General features: G+C 70.3%; 20 protein-coding genes. 8 read left to right on the top strand and 12 right to left on the bottom strand.

Going from position 1 to position 20,949, the window contains the following annotated elements:
• Nucleotides 1-66: 66 nt before the first annotated feature.
• On the bottom strand, nt 67-540 hold the full coding sequence (aroQ, locus tag OG866_RS33115; RefSeq protein WP_329340441.1) for a type II 3-dehydroquinate dehydratase: 474 nt from the start codon (nt 538-540) through the stop codon (nt 67-69).
• A 103-nt stretch (nt 541-643) separates the two neighbouring features.
• Here aroQ and OG866_RS33110 point away from each other — a divergent pair, with 103 nt between their 5' ends.
• A complete protein-coding gene (locus tag OG866_RS33110; protein WP_329340439.1) occupies nt 644-1,690 on the top strand; it encodes a S66 family peptidase in 1,047 nt (348 codons plus the stop codon).
• A gap of 62 nt (nt 1,691-1,752) precedes the next feature.
• Nucleotides 1,753-3,057: an MFS transporter gene (locus OG866_RS33105; RefSeq protein WP_329340437.1), complete on the top strand. Its 1,305-nt coding sequence runs from the start codon at nt 1,753-1,755 to the stop codon at nt 3,055-3,057.
• Here the strand turns inward: OG866_RS33105 and OG866_RS33100 are convergent.
• The 7 genes from OG866_RS33100 to OG866_RS33070 all read right to left on the bottom strand — a co-directional run bounded on the left by OG866_RS33100 (nt 3,047) and on the right by OG866_RS33070 (nt 11,806).
• Nucleotides 3,047-4,147 (bottom strand): calcium:proton antiporter, encoded by a 1,101-nt coding sequence (locus OG866_RS33100; protein WP_329340436.1) that lies wholly within the window; start codon nt 4,145-4,147, stop codon nt 3,047-3,049. The two genes, OG866_RS33105 and OG866_RS33100, sit on opposite strands and share 11 nt — an antisense overlap.
• Nucleotides 4,148-4,208: 61 nt before the next feature.
• Nucleotides 4,209-4,523: a hypothetical protein gene (locus OG866_RS33095; protein WP_329340435.1), complete on the bottom strand. Its 315-nt coding sequence runs from the start codon at nt 4,521-4,523 to the stop codon at nt 4,209-4,211.
• Between the two features lie 129 nt (nt 4,524-4,652).
• Nucleotides 4,653-5,654, bottom strand: coding sequence for a TerC/Alx family metal homeostasis membrane protein (locus OG866_RS33090; protein ID WP_329340433.1), 1,002 nt, complete (start codon nt 5,652-5,654; stop codon nt 4,653-4,655).
• 235 nt (nt 5,655-5,889) lie between these two features.
• The gene (locus tag OG866_RS33085) at nt 5,890-7,938 is read right to left on the bottom strand and encodes a TerD family protein (RefSeq protein WP_329340431.1); all 2,049 of its coding nucleotides are present in this window, start codon (nt 7,936-7,938) and stop codon (nt 5,890-5,892) included.
• Between the two features lie 91 nt (nt 7,939-8,029).
• Nucleotides 8,030-8,608: a TerD family protein gene (locus OG866_RS33080; RefSeq protein WP_329340429.1), complete on the bottom strand. Its 579-nt coding sequence runs from the start codon at nt 8,606-8,608 to the stop codon at nt 8,030-8,032.
• A 152-nt stretch (nt 8,609-8,760) separates the two neighbouring features.
• On the bottom strand, nt 8,761-10,896 hold the full coding sequence (gene uvrB / locus OG866_RS33075; RefSeq protein ID WP_329340427.1) for an excinuclease ABC subunit UvrB: 2,136 nt from the start codon (nt 10,894-10,896) through the stop codon (nt 8,761-8,763).
• A gap of 40 nt (nt 10,897-10,936) precedes the next feature.
• A complete protein-coding gene (locus OG866_RS33070; protein ID WP_329340426.1) occupies nt 10,937-11,806 on the bottom strand; it encodes an MHYT domain-containing protein in 870 nt (289 codons plus the stop codon).
• Nucleotides 11,807-12,095: 289 nt separating this feature from the next.
• On the opposite strand from OG866_RS33070, the gene OG866_RS33065 reads away from it, so the two are divergent.
• The 3 genes from OG866_RS33065 (at nt 12,096) to fdhA (ending at nt 14,934) form a co-directional block, all read left to right on the top strand.
• Entirely contained in the window at nt 12,096-12,971 is an 876-nt protein-coding gene (locus OG866_RS33065) for a glycerophosphodiester phosphodiesterase (protein WP_329340425.1), read from the top strand.
• Between the two features lie 53 nt (nt 12,972-13,024).
• The gene (locus OG866_RS33060) at nt 13,025-13,579 is read left to right on the top strand and encodes a methylated-DNA--[protein]-cysteine S-methyltransferase (protein ID WP_329340424.1); all 555 of its coding nucleotides are present in this window, start codon (nt 13,025-13,027) and stop codon (nt 13,577-13,579) included.
• A gap of 122 nt (nt 13,580-13,701) precedes the next feature.
• A complete protein-coding gene (gene fdhA / locus OG866_RS33055) occupies nt 13,702-14,934 on the top strand; it encodes a formaldehyde dehydrogenase, glutathione-independent (RefSeq protein WP_329340423.1) in 1,233 nt (410 codons plus the stop codon).
• A 53-nt stretch (nt 14,935-14,987) separates the two neighbouring features.
• Here the strand turns inward: fdhA and OG866_RS33050 are convergent, their stop codons facing one another.
• Nucleotides 14,988-15,416: a VOC family protein gene (locus OG866_RS33050; RefSeq protein ID WP_329340421.1), complete on the bottom strand. Its 429-nt coding sequence runs from the start codon at nt 15,414-15,416 to the stop codon at nt 14,988-14,990.
• Between the two features lie 99 nt (nt 15,417-15,515).
• Between OG866_RS33050 and OG866_RS33045 the strand changes: the two genes are divergently transcribed.
• Nucleotides 15,516-16,424: a pseudouridine-5'-phosphate glycosidase gene (locus OG866_RS33045; protein ID WP_329340419.1), complete on the top strand. Its 909-nt coding sequence runs from the start codon at nt 15,516-15,518 to the stop codon at nt 16,422-16,424.
• 2 nt (nt 16,425-16,426) lie between these two features.
• Complete coding sequence (locus OG866_RS33040) at nt 16,427-17,374, top strand: carbohydrate kinase family protein (RefSeq protein WP_329340418.1); 948 nt, start codon at nt 16,427-16,429, stop codon at nt 17,372-17,374.
• 282 nt (nt 17,375-17,656) lie between these two features.
• On the opposite strand, the gene OG866_RS33035 is transcribed toward OG866_RS33040, so the two are convergent.
• Nucleotides 17,657-18,451: a methyltransferase domain-containing protein gene (locus tag OG866_RS33035; RefSeq protein WP_329340416.1), complete on the bottom strand. Its 795-nt coding sequence runs from the start codon at nt 18,449-18,451 to the stop codon at nt 17,657-17,659.
• 280 nt (nt 18,452-18,731) lie between these two features.
• Here OG866_RS33035 and corA point away from each other — a divergent pair, with 280 nt between their 5' ends.
• A complete protein-coding gene (gene corA / locus OG866_RS33030) occupies nt 18,732-19,859 on the top strand; it encodes a magnesium/cobalt transporter CorA (protein WP_329340414.1) in 1,128 nt (375 codons plus the stop codon).
• Nucleotides 19,860-19,878: 19 nt separating this feature from the next.
• Here corA and OG866_RS33025 read toward each other — a convergent pair whose 3' ends face one another.
• Together OG866_RS33025 and OG866_RS33020 are read right to left on the bottom strand one after the other, a co-directional pair.
• Nucleotides 19,879-20,307, bottom strand: a complete 429-nt coding sequence (locus tag OG866_RS33025; RefSeq protein ID WP_329340412.1) for a CBS domain-containing protein — start codon at nt 20,305-20,307, stop codon at nt 19,879-19,881.
• A 180-nt stretch (nt 20,308-20,487) separates the two neighbouring features.
• Nucleotides 20,488-20,901 carry a PPOX class F420-dependent oxidoreductase gene (locus tag OG866_RS33020; protein WP_329340411.1) on the bottom strand — a complete coding sequence of 138 codons (414 nt, stop codon included), beginning with the start codon at nt 20,899-20,901 and terminating at the stop codon, nt 20,488-20,490.
• Nucleotides 20,902-20,949: the final 48 nt, after the last annotated feature.

The raw sequence follows: 20,949 nt of genomic DNA, 5'->3' as shown, positions 1-20,949 counted from the left end.
CGGTGAAGGGCGGCTCTGTAAGGCGGTAAAGGTGGCTGTAACGACCGCCCTCCAGGCCATCGGTCCTTACACGTCGGCCTGTGCCGCCCCGACCAGCGCCGCGACCCGCTCCACACCGAACACGTACCCCTGCACCCCGCAGCCCGCGATGACGCCGTCGGCGCGCAGGGAGACGTACGAGTGGTGCCGGAAGGTCTCGCGCTGGTGGATGTTGGAGATGTGGACCTCCAACACGGGCAGTCCGTCACAGGTGTTGAGGGCGTCCAGGATCGCGACCGAGGTGTGCGAGTAGGCGCCGGGGTTGATGACGATCCCGCAGTGGTTCAGCCGCGCCTCGTGGATCCAGTCGACCAGCTCGCCCTCGTGGTTGGACTGACGGAAGTCCACCGTGCCGCCGTGCGCGGCCGCCGCCTTGGCGCACAGGGACTCGACGTCGGCCAGCGTGTCCTTGCCGTAGATCTCCGGCTGACGCTGCCCGAGCAGGTTCAGATTGGGGCCGTTGAGGATCATGATCGGGGCGTTGGCCAGGGTGCGGGGCACGGTTCCTCCGGTCCGGTGATGGGTCGGCGGCCCATTGAAGACCGCTGCTCAGACCCGGTTTATCACGGTGCGCCGGGCGCGGTGCGGCCCGTACCCTCCCGGAATGACGACGATCTCGTACCCGCCCAAGCCCTCCCCCGGTGACCGTATAGCCGTCATCTCGCCCGGCGCCGGGCTGCCCGGGCTCTTCCCGCGCCCGTACGAACTGGGGCTGGAGCGACTGCGCGAGGAGTTCGGCCTCGTACCCGTCGAGTACCCGACGACGCGCAGGATGGGCGCGACCCCGCGGGAGCGGGCCGCCGACGTCAACGCCGCCTTCGCCGACCCGGACATCAAGGTGATCATGGCCTCGATCGGGGGCGACGACCAGATCACCGTACTGCCGTTCCTGGACCGGGAGTTGATCCGGGCGAACCCGAAGCCGTTCTTCGGGATGAGCGACAACACCAACCTGCTGGCCTTTCTGAGCAACACCGGCATCGTCGGCTACCACGGCGCGGCCGTGATGACCGCGCTCGGGCGTCCGGTGGCCATGGACACGCTCACCGCCGAGTCGCTGCGGGCCGCGCTGTTCACCTCCGGAGAGTACGAACTCGCGCCCGCCGAGCACTGGAACGACGTCAACCGGGACTGGGCGGACCCGGCGACCTTCGAGACGGCACCGCAGACCCGGCCCGGCGACGGCTGGAGCTGGGTCAACCCCGACCGGGTGATCGAGGGCCGCAGTTGGGGCGGCTGCCTGGAGATCCTGGGATGGCTGCTGATGGCCGACCGCGAGATCGCACGCGACCTGAGCGCGTACGACGGCGGAGTGCTGCTCCTGGAGACCTCCGAGGAACTGCCCAGCGGCGAGGAGGTCTTCCGCACCCTGCGCAACATGGGCGAGCGCGGCCTGCTCCAGCGTTTCTCCGCGCTTCTGATGGGGCGCGCGAAGACCTGGTCCTTCGAGCGGCCCAACAGCCCGGAGGAAGCCGACCGTTACGCGGCTGAGCAGCGCGAAGCGGTACTCCGTGCGATGCGCGTGTACGCCCCCGACACCACGATCGTCTTCGACGTGGACTTCGGCCACACCGATCCTCAACTGGTGATCCCCTACGGCGGTCTCGTACGCGTCGACGGTCCCGCCCGGCGCATCACGGTCACCTACTGATCCGGAGGGCGCGCCCCCGCACGCCCCCGTAACCCACCGTCACCGTGGGTAGTTGACGCGGCATGCACGACGTACGCACCGTAAGGGCGCCCTCCATGCTGCGGCTCGCGGCCGCCTCGCTCGCCGGGACGGCCATCGAGTTCTACGACTTCTTCGTCTACGGGACCGCGGCGGCACTGGTCCTGGGGCCGCTGTTCTTCCCGACGTTCTCGCCGCTGGCGGGGACGCTGGCCGCGTTCGGCACGTTCGGCGTGGGGTTCGTCGCCCGGCCGCTGGGGTCGGTGCTGTTCGGACACATCGGCGACCGGCGCGGCCGGCGGCCGGTCCTCGTACTGTCGCTGCTGCTGACCGGCGGTGCCACCGTCGCGGTCGGCTGTGTGCCGACGTACGACTCGATCGGTGTGGCCGCTCCCCTGCTGCTGCTCGTCCTCCGGTTCCTTCAGGGGCTGGGGCTCGGCGGGGAGTGGGGCGGGGCGGTGCTGCTGACGGCGGAGCACGCGCCGGCCGAGCGACGCGGACTGTGGTCGAGCTTCCCGCAGGTCGGGCCCGCGGTGGGCTTCCTGCTCGCCAACGGTGTGATGCTGGCGCTGTCGGTGACGCTCACGGACGCGCAGTTCGCTTCATGGGGGTGGCGGGTTCCGTTCTGGGCGGCGGGCGTGCTGGCCGTCGCCGGGCTGTGGCTGCGGTCGTCGCTCGTCGAGAGTCCGTCCTTCCTCGCACTCGACGACCACGCGCGCGTGCCGCTCGCCGAGGTGGTGCGCGACCACTGGCGGCTCGTCCTGCTGACGGCCGGCGGGCTCGCGGTCGGGTACGCGATCTTCTACGCCGTGACGACCTGGTCCCTCGCCTACGGGACCGAGCGGCTGGGCGTGAGCCGTACGGTGATGCTGGCCTGCATCATGGCCGCGGTCGTGGTGAAGGGCTCGCTCACGCCGGTGGTGGCGCTGCTCGGCGACCGGTACGGGCGGCGACCGCTGTGTCTGGCCGGGTGCGCGGCGGCGGCGCTGTGGATGTTCCCGATGGTCGCGCTCCTCGCGACCGGGGCGCCGCTGCTGATGTTCCTCGGGTTCCTGGGCGCGATGCTCGCGTTCATCACGATGTTCGCGGTGATCGCCGCGTATCTGCCGGAGCTGTACGAGCCGCGGGTGCGCTGCACGGGAGCCGCGGTCGGCTACAACCTCGGCGGGGTCCTCGGAGGCGCGCTCACCCCGATCGTGGCAACGGCGCTGGCCGAGCAGGGCGGTCGGGTGCCGTGGGGGGTGGGGGCGTATCTGACGGGGATCGCGCTGCTCAGTCTGGTCTGCTTCGCGCTGCTGCCGGAGACGCGACCGGTGGGGGTGGTCGCCGCGACCCCGGTCATGGATTGAGCGCCAGTTCCAGGTAGGCCGCGAACAGCACCAGGTGTACGCCGCCCTGGAGCGGGGTGGCCCGGCCGGGAACCACCGTCAGGGAGCTCACGACCACGGTCAGGGCGAGCAGCACCATATGGGTGGAGCCGAGGCCGAGGACGAGCGGGCCGTCGAGCCAGATGGAGGCCAGGGCGACGGCGGGGATGGTCAGGCCGATGCTGGCCATCGCCGAGCCGAGCGCGAGGTTGAGGCTGGTCTGCACCCGGTCGCGGCGGGCGGAGCGGAGCGCGGCGATGGTCTCGGGGAGCAGGACCAGCAGGGCGATGATCACACCGACGACGGCATGCGGGAGGCCGGCCGCCTCCACTCCGGACTCGATGGTGGGCGACACGCCCTTGGCCAGTCCCACGACGCCGATCAGGGCGAGGCCCAGCAGGCCCAGGCTGATCAGGGTGGTGCGGGCGGAGGGCGCGTCGGCGTGGTCGTCGGCGGTGATGACCTCGCCGTGGCGGGTGATGGGAAGGAAGTAGTCGCGGTGCCGCACGGTCTGGGTGGCGACGAACAGGCCGTACAGGATCAGCGAGGACAGCGCGGCGAAGGTCAGCTGGACGCCGGAGAACTCCGGGCCCGGTTTGCTTGTCGTGAACGTCGGCAGCACCAGGCTGAGGGTGGCCAGGGTGGCGACGGTCGCGAGGGCGGCGCCGGTGCCCTCGGGGTTGAAGACCGCGATGCCGTGGCGCAGGGAGGCGACCAGGAGGCAGATGCCGACGATGCCGTTGCAGGTGATCATCACGGCCGCGAAGACTGTGTCCCGGGCGAGGGTCGAACCTTTGCTGCCGCCGTCGGCCATCAGGGTGACGATCAGCGCGACCTCGATGATGGTGACGGCGACCGCGAGGACGAGCGAGCCGAAGGGTTCGCCGACCCGGTGGGCGACGACCTCGGCATGGTGCACGGCGGCCAGGACGGCGCCCGCGAGGACCACGGTCACCAGGCCGACGACCACGCCCGGCAGGTCACGCCCCCAGGTGAACGCCAGCAGGACGACCGCGAGCACCGGCACGAGGAACGTCCACTGGGTGGTGAGCGACCTGAGCCGAGCGATCATGGAGTGATCGTCGCAGAGGCGAAGGGGCCCCGCACTCCGGCGGTACGGGGCCCGGCGGGCGCTACTTGAACTCGGTGATGTCCACGACGTCGCAGTCGGTGAAGGTCGGCGCCTTGGTACACAGAGCGGCCATCTGCTCCGCGAACTTGCCCGTGTCCGGGTCGTTGCTGTTGCGCATGGCCTCCTCGTACGAGTTGAACTCGATGACGACGAGATAGCGGTTGGGGTTGCTGCGGTCCCGCAGGACGAGCCGGTGGGTGGGGCCGTCCGCACGTCCGGCGAACCGCTGCTCGGCCTGTCGGCCCAGCTCCTGCATCTCTTCGATGCTGTCGGTCTCGTAGTCGATGATCTGTACGAACTTCATGGGTGCGTCCACGATTGCCTCCACCGGGCCGTGGCGTCTCCGGACCGGAGTCGCTCCGCACACAACGGAAGCACCGGGAGCGAGGGGCGGCAATCGGCCACACGGCGCTCCCGGTGCTGGTTGTTCCTACGTCCGACGTGGTCAGGCGTCGATGCTGTCCTTCGGAGCGCCATCGCTCCGCGTCTGCGCCGCCTCGGCCGCCGCCTGCTTCCGGGTGGCGCGGAGGCTGGTGATCGTGGTGACGACCAGGACGCCGCAGATCACGCCGAGAGAGACCGGGATGCTGATCTCGGGGACATGGACCCCGGACTCGTGCAGCGCGTGCAGCACCAGCTTGACGCCGATGAAGCCGAGGATGATCGACAGGCCGTAGCTGAGGTGGACCAGCTTCTTCAGCAGACCGCCGATGAGGAAGTACAGCTGACGCAGACCCATCAGGGCGAACGCGTTGGCCGTGAAGACGATGTACGGGTCCTGGGTCAGGCCGAAGATCGCGGGGATGGAGTCGAGGGCGAAGAGCACGTCGGTGGTGCCGATCGCGAGCATCACGACGAGCATCGGGGTCATGACCCGCTTGCCGTTCTCCTCGATCCACAGCTTGGTGCCGTGGTAGCGGTCGGCCACGCCGAAGCGGCGCTCGGCGGCCTTGAGCAGCTTGTTCTCCTCGAACTCCTCGTCCTCCTCGTCGGCCCGGGCCTCCTGGATGAGCTTCCAGGCGGTCCAGATCAGGAAGGCGCCGAAGAGGTAGAAGACCCACGCGAAGCTGGCGAGGATGGCGGCGCCCGCGGCGATGAAGATGGCCCGCAGGACCAGGGCTATGAGGACACCGACGAGGAGCACCCGCTGCTGGTACTGCGAGGGCACCGCGAACTTCGCCATGATCAGGACGAAGACGAAGAGGTTGTCGACGCTCAGGGACTTCTCGGTGATGAAGCCCGCGAAGAACTCCCCGCCGGCCTGGCCCCCGCCGAAGATCAGCAGGCCGAGGCCGAAGAGGCCGGCCAGGGCGATCCAGACGACCGTCCAGATCCCGGCTTCCTTGATGGACACGTCGTGCGGCTTGCGGCCGATGAAGAAGTCGACCGCGATGAGGGCGGCGAGGCCCACGATGGTCAGGACCCATAGGGTCACAGAAACATCCACTGATCCTCCGGCATTACGTAACGGCAAATGTCAGCGTCGTCGCGCTGCCGGAGGTCTCTTCCACCCACGGTGGGCCGACGCCCCGGGAGCAGATCCATGGGGATCTGTTCCGTATTGACGGGAACGCCGCAGTCGACAGGGAGTACTCCCCTCCGCAAGGAAGACGGTACCCCAATCACCAAGGAAAGGTAAAGTGATTGGCAAAAGAAAGGTCAAAGTCGCAGGTCGACGGCTTTTACGTGTACTTGGTGCGGGCCGCTGCCAGCTGACTGAGCACCCGCTGGAGCACCTGGCTGCCCGGCGGCACGAGCGCGGGCTCGTACGTCCAGGCGTGCCCCACCCACGGGTCGGCGAGATGGTCGTCGGGCACCGGGGTCAGTCGCAGCAGCGAACGCCACAGCGGGTCCAGCAACGGGCCGTACGCGGAGGCTTCCTCGCGGTCCGCCACCATCATCAGATGGACGCCGACCGCCGGACCCTCGTCGGCGAGATAGCGCAGCTGGGTCACGGCACGGTCGTCGAAGCCGTGCGGGAAGTCGTTGACGATCAGCAGCTGCTCGGAGGTGTCGAAGCCCGGGGGGAGCGAGTCGGGCGCGCCCGCGCGCACCGCCATCTGCACCAGGTCGACGCGCTGGGTGAGCCGGGCCAGGACGTCAGAGACACCGGCCGCGCCGAGGGCGGGCGGCCCGGCGAGCACGCCGGTCTGCACCAGCGGTACGAGCGCCTGCCCGCCCGAGCCGGCCGGGTCGATGACGTGCACGGTGAACTCGCCCGCCGGATAGACGGCGAGCAGCCGGGCCGCGTGCGCCACCGCGGTCTCCATCGCCAGGCGCTTGAGTTCGTGGGAGTCGTGGTAGGAGCCGTCGAGCGAGTCGGCTCGCCCGCTGTCGATCCACAGACCGCGCTCCAGCGGCAGTCTGACCAGCATCGGGATGCGCAGCTGCGGGGCCTCGGGAAGATGCAGGTCGCCCAGGCGCAGGGCCATGGGGATCTCCATCGGCACCCGGTGGCCGTGCCAGACCGGGTTGTCCCAGCGGGCGAAGGCCGCGGGCAGCGCGGGCTCGACGACGTCGGCCTCGGCGGCGAGCTGGGCGAGGTCGCGGTCCAGGGCCGCGCGGGCCTGGTCGACGAGATCGGTGTGCCGGGCGCGGGCCGTTTCGCGCGCGGCGTCGCTCTGGCCGCCGATCCGGCTGCGCGGGTCGGACAGGGCCTGGTCCAGCTCCTTCTCCATACGGGAGTCGGCGAAGTCGACCGCACTGCGGTACGCGGCCATGGTGCGGGCCAGGTCCTCGAACATGCCCCACACCTGGTTGTAGAGCCGCTCGTCCATGGACCAACCGGTCGCGTCCCCCGCGACGGGCTGCGCGGGCTGACCGGGCTGGGCCGGGGGCGCGGTCGGCGGGGGCGGCGGCGGGGCGCTGGTCTGGCGGCGCGGATGGCTGTAGTTGACGGTGCCGCCCGTGGTGGGGCCCTGGTGGGCGCCGGTGGGCGGGTCCGCTGCGGCCGGAGGGTCGTAGGGCGAGGCGGGCGGCTGCCCGGGGGTGCCGGGTGCCTGGGCACCGTAGGGAGAGGTGGGCTGGCCGGGTGCGCCCGGTGCCTGGGTGCCGTACGGCGACGCGGGCGGGGGTACGGCGCCCTGAGTCGCCGCGCCGCCCTGGTCGGCGCCGAGGGTCGGGGTCGCCGCGTGCCGGGTGCGGTCGCCGTCGGTGCGGGGTGCCTGGACCGAGCGGGCGAGGCCCTGGGCCACGGCGTCGTTGATGCTGCCGGCCAGTTGGGGGGCCTGGGGCAGTCCCTGGTCGGCGAGGAGGTCGGCGAGGCCGCCGGCGTATCCCTGGCCGACGGCGCGGACCTTCCAGGCGCCCTGACGGCGGTAGAGCTCCAGGGCGACGACGGCGGACTCGGCCTCCAGGCCGGTGATGGTGTAGTTGGCGACCTCGGAGCCGTCGAGGCCGGTGACCGCGAGGAAGGGGGCGGCGAGACCGCCGAACCGGGTGGGGCCGCCCACTCCGGTGGGCAGGGCGAGCAGCACGCTCACCCGGTGCACGGCTTCCGGCACGGCGTCGAGGTCCACCGCGAGGCGGTGGTCGGCGGCGGCCTGGCGGGAGACCTCCAGGCCCGGGAGGGTGGGGGCGCCCGGGTGGGCCACCCATTCGACGCCATGGACCTTGCCGTGCTCGTCGCTGAGCGTCACGCCGGCCACGATCGGCTTGCCGGCCGAGACCCGGATCTCGAGACGGGCCTGGGAGAGCGGGTGGTTCTGCCCCCGCACCAGCTCGGCCGTCATGCCTTCGTCCCCCTGTGTCGCTTTCGGTGTCGGGTGCCGCCAGGGCCCGGCGGGCGGATCATGCCGGTGTCGCGGGCCCTGGCCGGGCGGGCTACAGGTGCGGCAGGATCGCCGGCATCAGGTCCTGGAAGGTGCGGCCGTTGGCCGGGGTGCCGAGGGCCGTCATCGTCCAGCCGGGGCCGGTGCGGTGCACCTTGGCCATGATCTGGGCCGTGTAGGCGCCGCCGCCCGCCAGCGTGTAGCGGGCCAGCTCCTGGCCGTTGGTCTCGTCGACGAGACGGCAGAACGCGTTCTGCACTTCCTGGAAGGTCTGGCCCGTGAAGGAGTTCACGGTGAAGACGATCTGGTCGATGTGGACCGGGACGCGCGCCAGGTCGACGAGGATCGCCTCGTCGTCGCCGCCCTGTCCGACACCGCCGACGAGGTTGTCGCCGGTGTGGCGCACCGAGCCGTCGTCGCTCACCAGGTGGCGGAAGAAGACGACGTCGACGGGCTGCTTGTCCGCGAACAGGACGGCGGAGGCGTCCAGGTCGATCTCGCGGGTGCGCGAGCCGAACAGGCCGCGACGGGGAGCCGCCTGCCAGCCGAGACCCATGCGCACCGCGGTCAGGCTGCCGCCGTCGTTCTTTTGCAGACTGATGGCCTGACCCTTGGTCATGTTGACGGTCACGCGCTGATTCCCCTCTCGAACTGTCCCCTGTTGCCGCGGAGTCCGCGGTTGACCAGAACCCTATGCGGGGGCACTGACAGTGCCGCTACCCGGGGCCGTACTTTGTGTCGGTCTTGCAACACAGCGCGTGCAACAGGGGCGTCGCGTGTCCGTCAGGCCAGGCCCGCCTCCCGCATCTGGCGCAGTTCCTTCTTCATCTCGGAGACCTCGTCGCGCAGCCGGGCCGCGATCTCGAACTGGAGATCGGCGGCGGCGGCGCGCATCCGCGCGGTCATCTCCTCGATCTGTTCGGCCAGTTCGGCCGCGGGCCGGTCGGTCGGCACGGTGTCCTTGGCCTTGAACTTGGCTGCCTTACCGCCCGCCGCCTTGCCGCCGAGGGACGGCACCGGAGCCTTGGCGCCCTTGCCGTCCTTCTGCTTGCGGTAGCCGGAGCCGAGCAGCTGCTCGGTGTCGACGTCCTCGCGGGCGATCTGCGCCACGATGTCGTTGATCTTCTTGCGCAGCGGCTGGGGGTCGATGCCGTTCGCCGTGTTGTACGCGACCTGCTTCTCCCGGCGCCGGTTGGTCTCGTCGATGGCCTTCTCCATCGACGGGGTGATCTTGTCGGCGTACATGTGGACCTGGCCGGAGACATTGCGCGCCGCGCGGCCGATGGTCTGGATGAGGGAGGTGCCGGAACGCAGGAAGCCCTCCTTGTCGGCGTCGAGGATCGCCACCAGGGAGACCTCGGGCAGGTCGAGGCCCTCGCGGAGGAGGTTGATGCCGACCAGGACGTCGAACTCGCCGGAGCGCAGTTCCCGCAGCAGTTCGACGCGGCGCAGGGTGTCGACGTCGCTGTGCAGGTAGCGGACCTGGATGCCGAGCTCCAGGAAGTAGTCCGTGAGGTCCTCGGCCATCTTCTTGGTGAGCGTGGTGACCAGGACGCGCTCGTCCTTCTCGGTGCGCTTGCGGATCTCGTGCACCAGGTCGTCGATCTGGCCCTCGGTGGGCTTGACCACGACCTCCGGGTCGATCAGACCGGTCGGGCGGATGATCTGCTCGACGACGCCGTCGCCGCGCGAGAGTTCGTAGTTGCCCGGGGTGGCCGACAGATAGACGGTCTGCCCGATGCGCTCCTGGAACTCCTCCCACTTCAACGGGCGGTTGTCGAGGGCGGAGGGCAGCCGGAATCCGTGGTCGACGAGGGTGCGCTTGCGGGAGGCGTCGCCCTCGTACATGGCGCCGATCTGCGGGACCGTGACATGCGACTCGTCGATGACCAGCAGGAAGTCGTCCGGGAAGTAGTCCAGCAGGGTGTTCGGCGGGGAGCCGGGCTCACGGCCGTCGAAATGCATCGAGTAGTTCTCGACGCCCGAGCAGGAGCCGATCTGGCGGAGCATCTCCAGGTCGTACGTCGTCCGCATACGCAGCCGCTGGGCCTCCAGGAGCTTGCCCTGCTTCTCCAGCTCGGTGAGGCGCTCGCCCAGCTCCTTCTCGATGTCGTTGGCGGCCCGCTCCAGACGCTCGGGGCCGGCGACGTAGTGGGAGGCCGGGAAGACGTAGAGCTGCTGGTCGTCGCTGATGATCTCGCCGGTGAGCGGGTGGAGCGTGGACAGCGCCTCGATCTCGTCGCCGAACATCTCGATGCGGACGGCGAGCTCCTCGTAGACCGGGAAGATCTCGATGGTGTCGCCGCGCACCCGGAAGGTGCCCCGGCTGAAGGCCAGGTCGTTGCGCGTGTACTGGATGTCGACGAAGCGGCGCAGCAGCTCGTCGCGGTCGAGCTCGTCGCCGACCCTGAGGGGGACCATCCGGTCCACGTACTCCTGCGGAGTACCGAGGCCGTAGATGCAGGAGACCGAGGCGACCACGATGACGTCGCGGCGGGTCAGCAGGGAGTTGGTCGCGGAGTGGCGCAGCCGCTCGACCTCCTCGTTGATCGAGGAGTCCTTCTCGATGTAGGTGTCCGACTGCGGGACGTAGGCCTCGGGCTGGTAGTAGTCGTAGTACGAGACGAAGTATTCGACCGCGTTGTTCGGCAGCAGCTCCCGGAACTCGTTCGCCAGCTGGGCGGCCAGCGTTTTGTTCGGGGCCATCACCAGGGTGGGCCGCTGGAGCTTCTCGATCATCCACGCGGTGGTGGCGGACTTGCCGGTGCCGGTCGCGCCGAGGAGGACGACGTCCTTCTCGCCGGCCTCGATGCGCCTGGCCAGGTCGGCGATGGCCGCCGGCTGGTCGCCGCTGGGCTGGTAGGGGCTGACGACCTCGAAAGGCGCCACCGTGCGTTCGATGTGGGAAACGGGCCGCATGGAGTCCACCGTACGACCACCCACTGACAACGCGGTGCGGTCACCAGTTCTGCGGGGTCCGGGAGCTGCGCTGGCCGACCCGTCGGCGGGGTCGGACCGAGAGGCGGCGGGCGGTGTGCGGGGCGTCTGCGTGGGCCGGAATACCTGGCTTGTTCTCGACGGGCGCCCAGTCGGGCTTGCCCATGACCATCAGCGGGTCGAACATCACGACGACGCCGGCGATCAGCAGGAAGGCCAGGGGGCCGATCATCATGGGCGCGAGCAGTTCGGCGGGCGAGTCACCCGAGGACGGGGCGGCGGAGCTGCCGTGCAGATGGACGCTGAGGGCGGCCATGCCGGTGTAGTGCATACCGCTCACGGCGAGACCCATGACGAGGCTCGCGCCCACGCTCCACATCAGGCCTCTGACCTGGCCGGCCGCCCACAGCGCGGCGGTGGCGGCGGCCATGGCTATGACGACGGAGGCGGCGACGGTCAGCGTGTTGTATTCCAGGTTTCCGTTGAGCCGCATCCCGGCCATGCCCAGATAGTGCATCGAGGCGACGCCCAGGCCCGTAATGGTGCCTCCGGTGAACAGCGCCGTTCCGCTCGCGCCCTTGTAACCGACTATGAAGATCCCGACGCCCACCATGACGATCGCGACGCCCAGGCTCGCGAACGTCATGGCTTTGTCGTAGTGGATCGGGGCGCCCCTGACGGTGAAGCCCATCATCGCCACGAAATGCATGGTCCATATGCCGGAGCCGATCGCGGCGGATCCCAGGGCCAGCCAGCCGGGTCGCCACGAGTTCGACACCAGCATGGATCTGGTGGTGCAGCGCAGGCCGAGGGCGCCTCCCAGGCAAGCCATGAGGTAGGCCACCAGCGGTGTGACGAGTCCGTAGCTGAATCCGTCGACCGTGCCTTGCATGCGCGGCTACCCTTCCGCCTTCTTGCGTCCCGGAATGTGCTGAAATGCGCCCCTCCCAGGACCGCCCGAGCGGTCAGGGCCGAGGCGAAGAGTATGACCCCCACCGGAATGGTCGAACGATTTTCCGGCAAAGAAACACGCCCTTGCCACGCCGTTGCCGCAGTTGTGCGGCACCGGTGAGCGGAGTTGGGCAACTCCATTCAATCTGTGGTCATTCTGTACTCCTCTGCTGTTGACCCTCTGCTGTCACAGTGGAGCTGTCCGTGAACGCTCGATGCAAGGAGTACGCATGCACGCGCGTGCTGTTGCCGCCACGACCACCGCGCTCCTGGGGACCGTCGCCCTCCTGCTTCCCTCCTCCGACGTCCGGGCCGCCGACGACGGCGAACGGCCCACGGTCATCGCCCACCGGGGCGCCTCCGCCTACGCTCCCGAGAACACCCTGGCCGCCGTCGACACCGCGGCCGGGCTGGGCATCCACTGGGTCGAGAACGACGTCCAGCGCACCAAGGACGGCAAGCTCGTCGTCATCCACGACGACAGCCTCCAGCGCACCACCGACGTCGAGCAGGTCTTCCCCGGCCGGGCGCCCTGGAAGGTGAAGGACTTCACCGCCGCCGAGATCGCGCGCCTCGACGCGGGCAGTTGGTTCGGCCCCTCCTACGCGGGCACGCGCGTGCCGACGCTGGAGCAGTACGTGCGCCGGGTCGACCGCAACCACCAGAAGCTCCTCCTGGAGATCAAGAACCCGACCCTCTACCCGGGCATCGAGCAGCAGACCCTCAAGGTCCTCGCCAACGAGGGCTGGCTCGACAGCGGGCACCTCGCGAGCCGGCTGATCGTGCAGAGCTTCAGTGCGGACAGCGTGCGCACCGTCCACCAGCTGAAGCCCGGCGTCAAGACCGGCCTCCTCGGTACGCCGTCCGTGGCGGACCTGCACGCACTCGCGCGGTTCACCGACCAGATCAACCCCTCGCACACCACGATCACCTCCGGTTACGTGGCCGCCGTCCAGGCCTTCGACGGGGCGCACGGCAAGCCGCTGGAGGTCTTCGCGTGGACCGTCAACAGCGCGGAGACCGCCCGCCGGGTCGCCGGGTACGGAGTCGACGGCCTCATCAGCAACAAGCCCGACGTGGTCCGGGACGCGACCAGCGGGTCCTGAGGCCCGGGGCCGCCTCGCAGGGCGTTGTCAGTGGTGGGTCGTACGGTGGGCGCATGGACAGCCATGGGCAGAACGCGCAGCAGGTCGTGTGGGCCGTCGTCGGTACCGACATCGGCCCCCTGCTGCTGGCCGCGACCCGCGACGGACTCGTCAACGTCGTGTTCCACGCCACCGAGCCGGTGCGCGACAAGGCGCTGGACCGGCTCGCCTCCCGACTGGGCAGCGCGCCCGTCGAGGCGCCCGGCTCCCCGCTGCTGGCCGAGCCGATACGCCAGGTGAGGGCGTACTTCGAGGGTCGGCGGCGCGATTTCGAGCTGCCCCTGGACTGGTCGCTGATCTCCGGCTTCAACCGGCAGGTGCTGCGCGAGCTGGCGGCCGGGGTGCCGTACGGCAGCGTCGTCGGGTACGGCGATCTGGCCGGGCGGGTCGGCCAGCCGGGCGCGGCCCAGGCGGTCGGGGTGGCGATGGGTTCCAATCCGCTGCCGGTGGTCGTGCCCTGCCACCGGGTCGTGGAGAGCGACGGCGGGATCGGCGGGTTCGGGGGCGGGCTGGAGACCAAGCGGAAGCTGCTCGCCCTGGAGGGAGTGCTCCCCGAACCGCTGTTCTGAGAGGCGGCCGCCTCCGGTCCGTGCGCGACGGCTGGCCGGAAGGCCGATGCGGTAGCAGACTCCGCCCTGCGCACAGCCACTGGCATCCGAAGACATCGGAGCCGAAGGGACGGCGATCACGCATGAGCGGAAGCGGGAACAGGGCAGTCGCGTATCTGAAGCCGGGCGCGGTGGAGGTCAGGACCATCGACCACCCGACGCTCGAATTGCAGGACGGGCCGGGGGTCGCACCGGAGAACGTCGGCCGCAAGTGCCGGCACGGAGTGATCCTCAAGGTGCTCGCCACCAACATCTGCGGCAGCGACCAGCACATGGTGCGCGGGCGGACGACCGCGCCCGAGGGGCTGGTCCTCGGACACGAGATCACCGGAGAGGTCGTAGAACGGGGACCGGACGTCGAGACCGTCGACGTCGGCGACATCGTCTCCGTACCGTTCAACATCGCCTGCGGCCGGTGCCGCAACTGCAAGGAGCGGGCCACCGGCATCTGTCTGAACGTCAACCCCGCGCGCCCCGGAGCGGCCTACGGCTATGTCGACATGGGCGGCTGGGTCGGCGGCCAGGCCGAGTACGCGATGGTGCCGTACGCGGACTTCAACCTGCTGAAGTTCCCGGACCGGGACCAGGCGCGCGCGAAGCTGCTCGATCTGACCATGCTGTCGGACATCTTCCCGACCGGCTTCCACGGCGTGGTGAGCTCGGGCGCCGGTGTCGGTTCGACGGTGTACGTCGCCGGGGCGGGCCCGGTGGGGCTGGCGGCGGCCGCGTCCGCGCAGCTGCTGGGTGCCGCGGTCGTCATCGTCGGCGACCTCAACGCCGAGCGGCTGGCCCAGGCGCGCAGCTTCGGCTGCGAGACCGTCGACGTCTCGCGCGGCAGTGTGGGCGAGCAGATCGCGCAGATCCTCGGCGAGCCCGAGGTGGACGCCGCGGTCGACGCGGTCGGCTTCGAGGCCCGGGCACATGGCCCCGAGGCTCCGGAGGCACCCGCCACGGTCCTGAACTCCCTGATGGGCATCACGCGCGCGGGCGGCGCCCTCGGCATCCCCGGTCTGTATGTCACGGATGACCCCGGCGGGGTCGACGAGGACGCGAAGTCCGGGACGCTGAAGGTGCGGCTCGGGCTCGGCTGGGCCAGGAGCCACCGGTTCACCACCGGTCAGTGTCCGGTGATGAAGTACCACCGGGGTCTGATGATGGCGATCCTGCACGAGCGCGTGCACATCGCGAAGGCGGTCAACGCGACCGTCATCGGGATCGAGGACGCACCGCGCGGTTACGCCGAGTTCGACCAGGGCGCGAGCCGGAAGTACGTGCTCGACCCGCACGGGGCGCTGAAGGGCGTACGGCCCGTCTGACGCCTCAAGGGGGTCCACGCGCGCGTGGACCCCCTCGCCCGTCGGTGAGCCGGTCAGTCGTAGTGCCGTACCTCGAAGACGTTGCCGTCCGGATCGCGGAAGTAGAAGCTGCGCGGGGCCGCGCCCCGGGCGCCGTAGGAGTCGTGGAAGATCTCCGAGACGGGCACCGAGCGTTCCTCCAAGCGGGTGCGCAGTGCGTCGAAGTCGTCGCTCGGCAGGGCCAGGCAGATGTGATTGACCGGGTGGCCCGCGCTTTCGGCGGCGCCCGGGAGCATCGTCATGCGGTCCGCCCCGGCCTTCGGGGCGAGATCGAGGATGGTCTCGTCGTTGAGCCGTACGGAAGGGAAGGGCGCCTTCCCGGCGGCGAACTCGGTGACCCGCAGGGGGCGCATGCCGACCGCCTTCTCGTAGAAATCGGCCGACGCCACCGGGTCCCGCACCCAGAGGACGACATGGTCGAGACGTGTCGAGTTGTCCGTCATGCACCCCAGGCTGGTGTCGTCTCCCACGGCTCGCAAGGGTTTGGCCGGGTGCGCCGCCCGCCAGAGATGAGGGAAGGACGATCGACAGGAGGCGGGCGCGTGGTGCTGGTGGTTTCCGAAGAAGTGCGCGAGGCGATCGACGCGCGTCGACCCGTGGTGGCCCTGGAGTCCACGATCATCGCGCACGGGTTGCCGCGACCGCGCAATCTCCAGGTGGCGCTGGAGCTGGAGGACGTCGTACGGCAGGAGGGCGCGGTTCCCGCGACGATCGCGGTGCTGGACGGGCGGCCCCATGTCGGCCTGGACAAGGAGCAGTTGGAGCGGGTCGCGAACGAGGACGGGATCCGCAAGCTGGGCCATCGTGATCTGCCGCTCGCGGTGGCCGCCGGAGTGAGCGGGGCGACCACGGTGTCGGGGACCGCGCTGCTGGCGGCGCTGGCGGGTGTCCGTGTGTTCGCGACGGGCGGGCTCGGCGGGGTGCACCGGGAGTGGACGGTGACGCAGGACGAGTCGGCCGACCTGGGGCTGCTGGCGCGGACGCGGATCACGGTGGTGTGCGCGGGCGTGAAGTCCATCCTGGACGTGCCGGCGACCCTGCAACGGCTGGAGACGCTCGGCGTCGCGGTGGCAGGGTACGGCACGGACCACTTCCCCGGCTTCTATCTGTCGGACTCGGGCCACCCGGTGGACTGGACGCTGGACTCCCCGGGGCAGGTGGCGGATGTGATGCGGGCTCAGGACACGCTGGGTGGCCCCGAGTCGGCGTTGATCGTCGCCAATCCCGTACCGGAGGCCGAGCAGTTGGATCCCGATCTGCACGCGCGCGTACTCGCCGACGCGCTGCACGCGTGCGAGGAGCGGGGCGTCACGGGCCAAGGCGTCACCCCCTTCCTCCTCGACTATCTGGTACGGCACACCGACGGCGCCTCTCTCAGTGCCAACCTGGCTGCGGTACGGGGCAATGTGCGGTTGGCGGGGCGGATCGCGGCGGCCTGGGCCGGGGCGTAGCGGTGAGGGCCGAGGGGGCCGGGGCCGAGGCGGGGGACGACGGTTCGTCGTCAGGTGCGTTGCTCGTCGTCGGGGACGTCATCACGGACATCGTCGCCCGGCATCGGGGGCCGCTCGCGGCGGGCACGGACACGGTCTCGGCGATCCGGACCCTGCCCGGCGGGGCCGGTGCCAACGTGGCCTGCTGGGCGGCCCATTGGGGTGGTCCCGAGGTCCGGATGCTCGGCCGGGTGGGCGCGGACGCGGTGGCCTGGCACGAGCGGGAGCTGGCGGCCCGCGGGGTACGGCCCCGTCTCGTCGTCGACCCGGAGGCGCCGACCGGCACGGTGATCTGCCTGGTCGACACGGGTGCCGCCGCCGAGCGGACGTTCCTCACGGACAGTGGTGCGGCCATACGGCTCGACCCGGGCGACTGGTCGGACGCACTGCTCGACGGGGTGGCCCGGCTGCATCTGTCGGGATACCTGCTGTTCTCCGCGCCGAGCCGCGCGTTCGTGGAGGTGGCGCTGGCGTCGGCACGCGCGCGTGGGGTGCCGGTGAGTCTGGATCCGGCGTCGGTCGGGTTCCTGAGGAAGCTGGGGATCGACCGTTTTCTCACGCTGGTGGAAGGGGTCGACGTCCTGCTGCCGAGCCGGGACGAGGCTTGTCTGCTGACCGGGTTGCCCGATGTGGAGGACGCGGCGGCCAAGCTCAGCCGTCAGGTACCGCTGGTGGTCGCCAAGCAGGGTGCGGACGGTGCGCTGGTGGCTCGCGGGGGTACGGTCACCGCCCGCCTCCCCGCGGTCCCGGCCACGCCTGTGGACACGACGGGCGCCGGCGACGCCTTCACCGGCGCCTTCCTCGCCACCCTCCTCACCGGCGCCGAACCGGAGGACGCGGCGCGGGAGGGGTGCCGGGCGGGGGCGAAGTCGATCGAGAGGGTGGGAGGCAGGCCACCGGCGTCCGGATGACTCGGCGAGAACCGAAGCCGGGTGGCAGGCCACCACACTCCTGCCACCGGCCTCCGGATGATTCCGGGAGAGCCATAACCCGGCGCAGGCCACCACACTCCTGCCACCGACCTCCGGATGATTCCAGGAGAGCCAAAACCCGGCGCAGGCCACCACACTCCTGCCACCGACCTCCGGATGATTCCGGGCGAGCCGAAGCCGGGCGGCGGGCCACCGGTGTTCCGGCGCTCCGGGCAGCACCAGCCCGGCGGCGGGCGAGCGGCGCCCTGCCTCTCCCGCTCCCTACGCCTTCCGCCCCCACGCCGAGATCATCGGTGCCGTGGCCAGATCCATCGTGCCCGCCTCGACGTTCGCCAGGTGGCGGTCGATCTCCTCGTCCGTGGCCAGTCCCGCCGTGACGAGGTCGGCGCGGACCTGGCGGATCGTGGCGGACTCCAGGGCCGCGCAGGCGGGTGAGGTGAGCGGGAAGTAGGCGTCGGCCTGCACGCGGCGCAGTCCGGCCTCGCGGAGCAGGCGCGGGAGGCGTCGGCCGTAGGAGAGGTCGGCGCCGCGGTCGGCGAGGAGCCGGCGGAAGCCGGTGCGCAGTCGGTTGGCCAGCTGCTCGGCGGGGCCGTGTTCGTCGGGGCAGGTCAGGGGCTGTAGGGCAGGGTCGGCGTCCTCGATCAGGAGCCGTCCGCCGGGGCGCAGGGACTCGATCATCGACCGCAACGCCCGTTCCCGGTCCGGCACATGGACGAGGACGAGCCTCGCGTGCACGAGGTCGAAGCCCTCCCCCGGCGGCTCCTCCGCGCCCACGTCGTGGACACGCACCTCGACCGGCGGCCGGGCGGCCGGGGCGACCCGGGAGGTGTCGATGTCGGTCGCGACGACCCGCCCGGTCGGGCCCACCTTCTTGGCCAGCCAGGACACGACGGACGTGCCGCCGGCCCCGACCTCCCAGCAGCGCCAGCCGGGGCCGACACCGAATCCTTCGAGGTGCCGGAAGGTCGTGGGGTCGAAGAGGGAGGCGAAGGCGTCGAAGCGCTCTCCGGCCTCGGTCTGCCGGTTGTCGAGGAGATACCCGTCGGTTCGCATCATGCCGCGATCATTCCAGTTGTCCTGGTTGTCCATAGTGGTCGACGCTCCGGTACGACAGCACGGCGACGCAACTCCACGAGGGGGTACCCGAGCCCTCACACCGGCCCGAAAGCCCCTTGCCCAACGCTCCCGGCGCCCGCCCCAAAGCCCTTGTCCACAGGCGGGAACAAAGCGGAACGCCCTGGTCCCACAGGCTTACCCGCGTTTCACGCAGGGCTGGCACACTGGCACGCCAGGGCGCAGCGATGCGGCGAGCGGGGATCCATGCAAGGAGTTCCAGATGTCCATGGCAGGGAATCTGCGGAAGGTCACGAGCCTCGGCAGGGTCAGCGGCCTTCGCAGGGTGGCACGGCTGGCGCGGCGCCGTCCGCGCGTCGACCTGAGCCATCCCGCCAGGTCACCTCTGGGCTCGTCGGTGGTGAACTGTGTGTCCTATCGGGACGGGGCCCGGGTCCCGGGTGGCGGTGACCTGGTCGACACCGTGGAGCGCGTGCGCAAGTACGGCGACGGTTTCGTGTGGCTCGGTCTCCATGAGCCGACGGACCAGGAGTTCGCCGGCATCGCGGAGCTCTTCGAACTGCACCCGCTGGCGGTCGAGGACGCCATCGAGGCCCACCAGCGCCCGAAACTGGAGCGGTACGACGAGACGCTGTTCGCGGTGTTCAAGACCGTCTGCTACGTGGAGCACGAGGAGCTCACGGCGACGAGCGAGGTGGTGAACACCGGCGAGATCATGGTGTTCGTCGGCGAGGACTTCGTGATCACCGTGCGGCACGGGATGCACGGCTCGCTGGGCCCGCTGCGCGAGGAGCTGGAGGCCGACGCGCAGCAGCTGGCCAAGGGGCCCGCCGCGGTGCTGCACGCGATCGCGGACCATGTGGTCGACGACTATCTGAACGTCACGGACGCGGTCCAGGAGGACATCGACCAGGTCGAGACGGACGTCTTCTCCCAGGACGGTGCGCGGACCGACCCGGGGCGCATCTACCAGCTCAAGCGCGAACTCCTCGAACTGAAGCGGGCCGTGGTGCCGCTGGCCCGGCCGATCGAGGAGTTGTCCACACGTCCCATACGGGTGGTCAGTTCGGAGATACAGGCCTACTTCCGCGATGTCTCCGACCATCTGCTGCGCGCCAAGGAACAGATCGCCGCGTTCGACGAACTGCTCAACTCGATCCTTCAGGCACACCTCGCCCAGGTGACGGTCGCGCAGAACGAGGACATGCGGAAGATCACGGCGTGGGCGGCCATCGTCGCCGTGCCGACGATGGTCTGCGGGGTGTACGGCATGAACTTCGAGCACATGCCGGAACTGCACTGGACGTTCGGCTACCCCATGGTCCTCGGTGTCATATCCGTGGCGTGTCTGGCCCTCTACCGAGGCTTCCGGCGCAACGGCTGGCTCTGAGCGAGCCCCCGGCCGACGGTCAGTGCGTCGCGCTCTTCGCGTAGACGCTCTCCGCCCAGGTGGCGATCTGGTCCTCCGTCAGATGCCGGGCCAGGTCGGCCTCGCTGATCATGCCGACGAGGCGCTTGTTCTCGATGACGGGGAGCCGGCGGATCTGGTGGTCCTGCATCTCCCGGAGCACGTCGCCCACATCGGCGCCCGCGTCGATCCAGCGAGGTGTGCCCTGGGCCATCTCACCGGCGGTGACCTTAGCCGGGTCGTGCCCCATGGCCACACAGCCCACGACGATGTCGCGGTCGGTGAGGATGCCGCAGAGCCGTTCGTTCGCGTCGCTGATGGGCAGGGCTCCGACGTTGAGGTCACGCATCAGCTGGGCGGCGCGGTCGAGGGTCTCGTGGGCGGGGATCCACTGAGCGCCGCGATGCATGATGTCTCCGGCGGTGGTCATGAAGTACCTCCCGGTTCCGGACGGCCGGCGCGGAGCACTGGGCGCACCGCGCGGGTCCGGCGGCCGACGCGGAGCACTGGCGCACCGCTGGTCCCGGCGTCGTTCATTCTCGCCGCGCCCAGCCGCTGTCGCACCCGGAGGCGGGATCGGGGACGGAGCGGGGACGGGGACGGGGACGGTTCAGGCCGAGAAGCCCACGATCCGCCGCGGGACGACACGGATGATCACGCGGGTCTCGTCGTCCTTCTCGGCGGGCGGGTCGATGCCGAGGTACTTGTGCGAGAGGTCGTGCGGGAGGCGCTTGCCGGGGTCCGGGAGGATCTCGGCGGTGCCGCGGATCTCGACCGAGGTGTAGGGGTTGGCCAGGTCGTAGACCGAGACGCTGATGCGGGGGTCGCGGCGGAGGTTGCGCACTTTCTGCCGGTTGTCGACGGAGGAGAAGAGGACGGCGTCGCCCTCGCGTTTGATCCAGACCACGGAGTTCTGCGGGGAGCCATCGGGGCCGAGGGTGGCGACGCTGGCGAAGTTTCGGCCGTCGAGGAGGGCGCGGACGGAGTCGTCGAAGGAGAGGTGACCGCTCGTGGAAGTCGTCATGGGGCTCAGCGTAGTTACATGCACGCGCATATAAAAGTGGTTTGCTGG

The sequence above is a fragment of the Streptomyces sp. NBC_00663 genome (assembly GCF_036226885.1).
In the GTDB taxonomy this organism is placed as follows: domain Bacteria; phylum Actinomycetota; class Actinomycetes; order Streptomycetales; family Streptomycetaceae; genus Streptomyces.
This window is presented reverse-complemented; position numbering and strand designations above follow the sequence as displayed.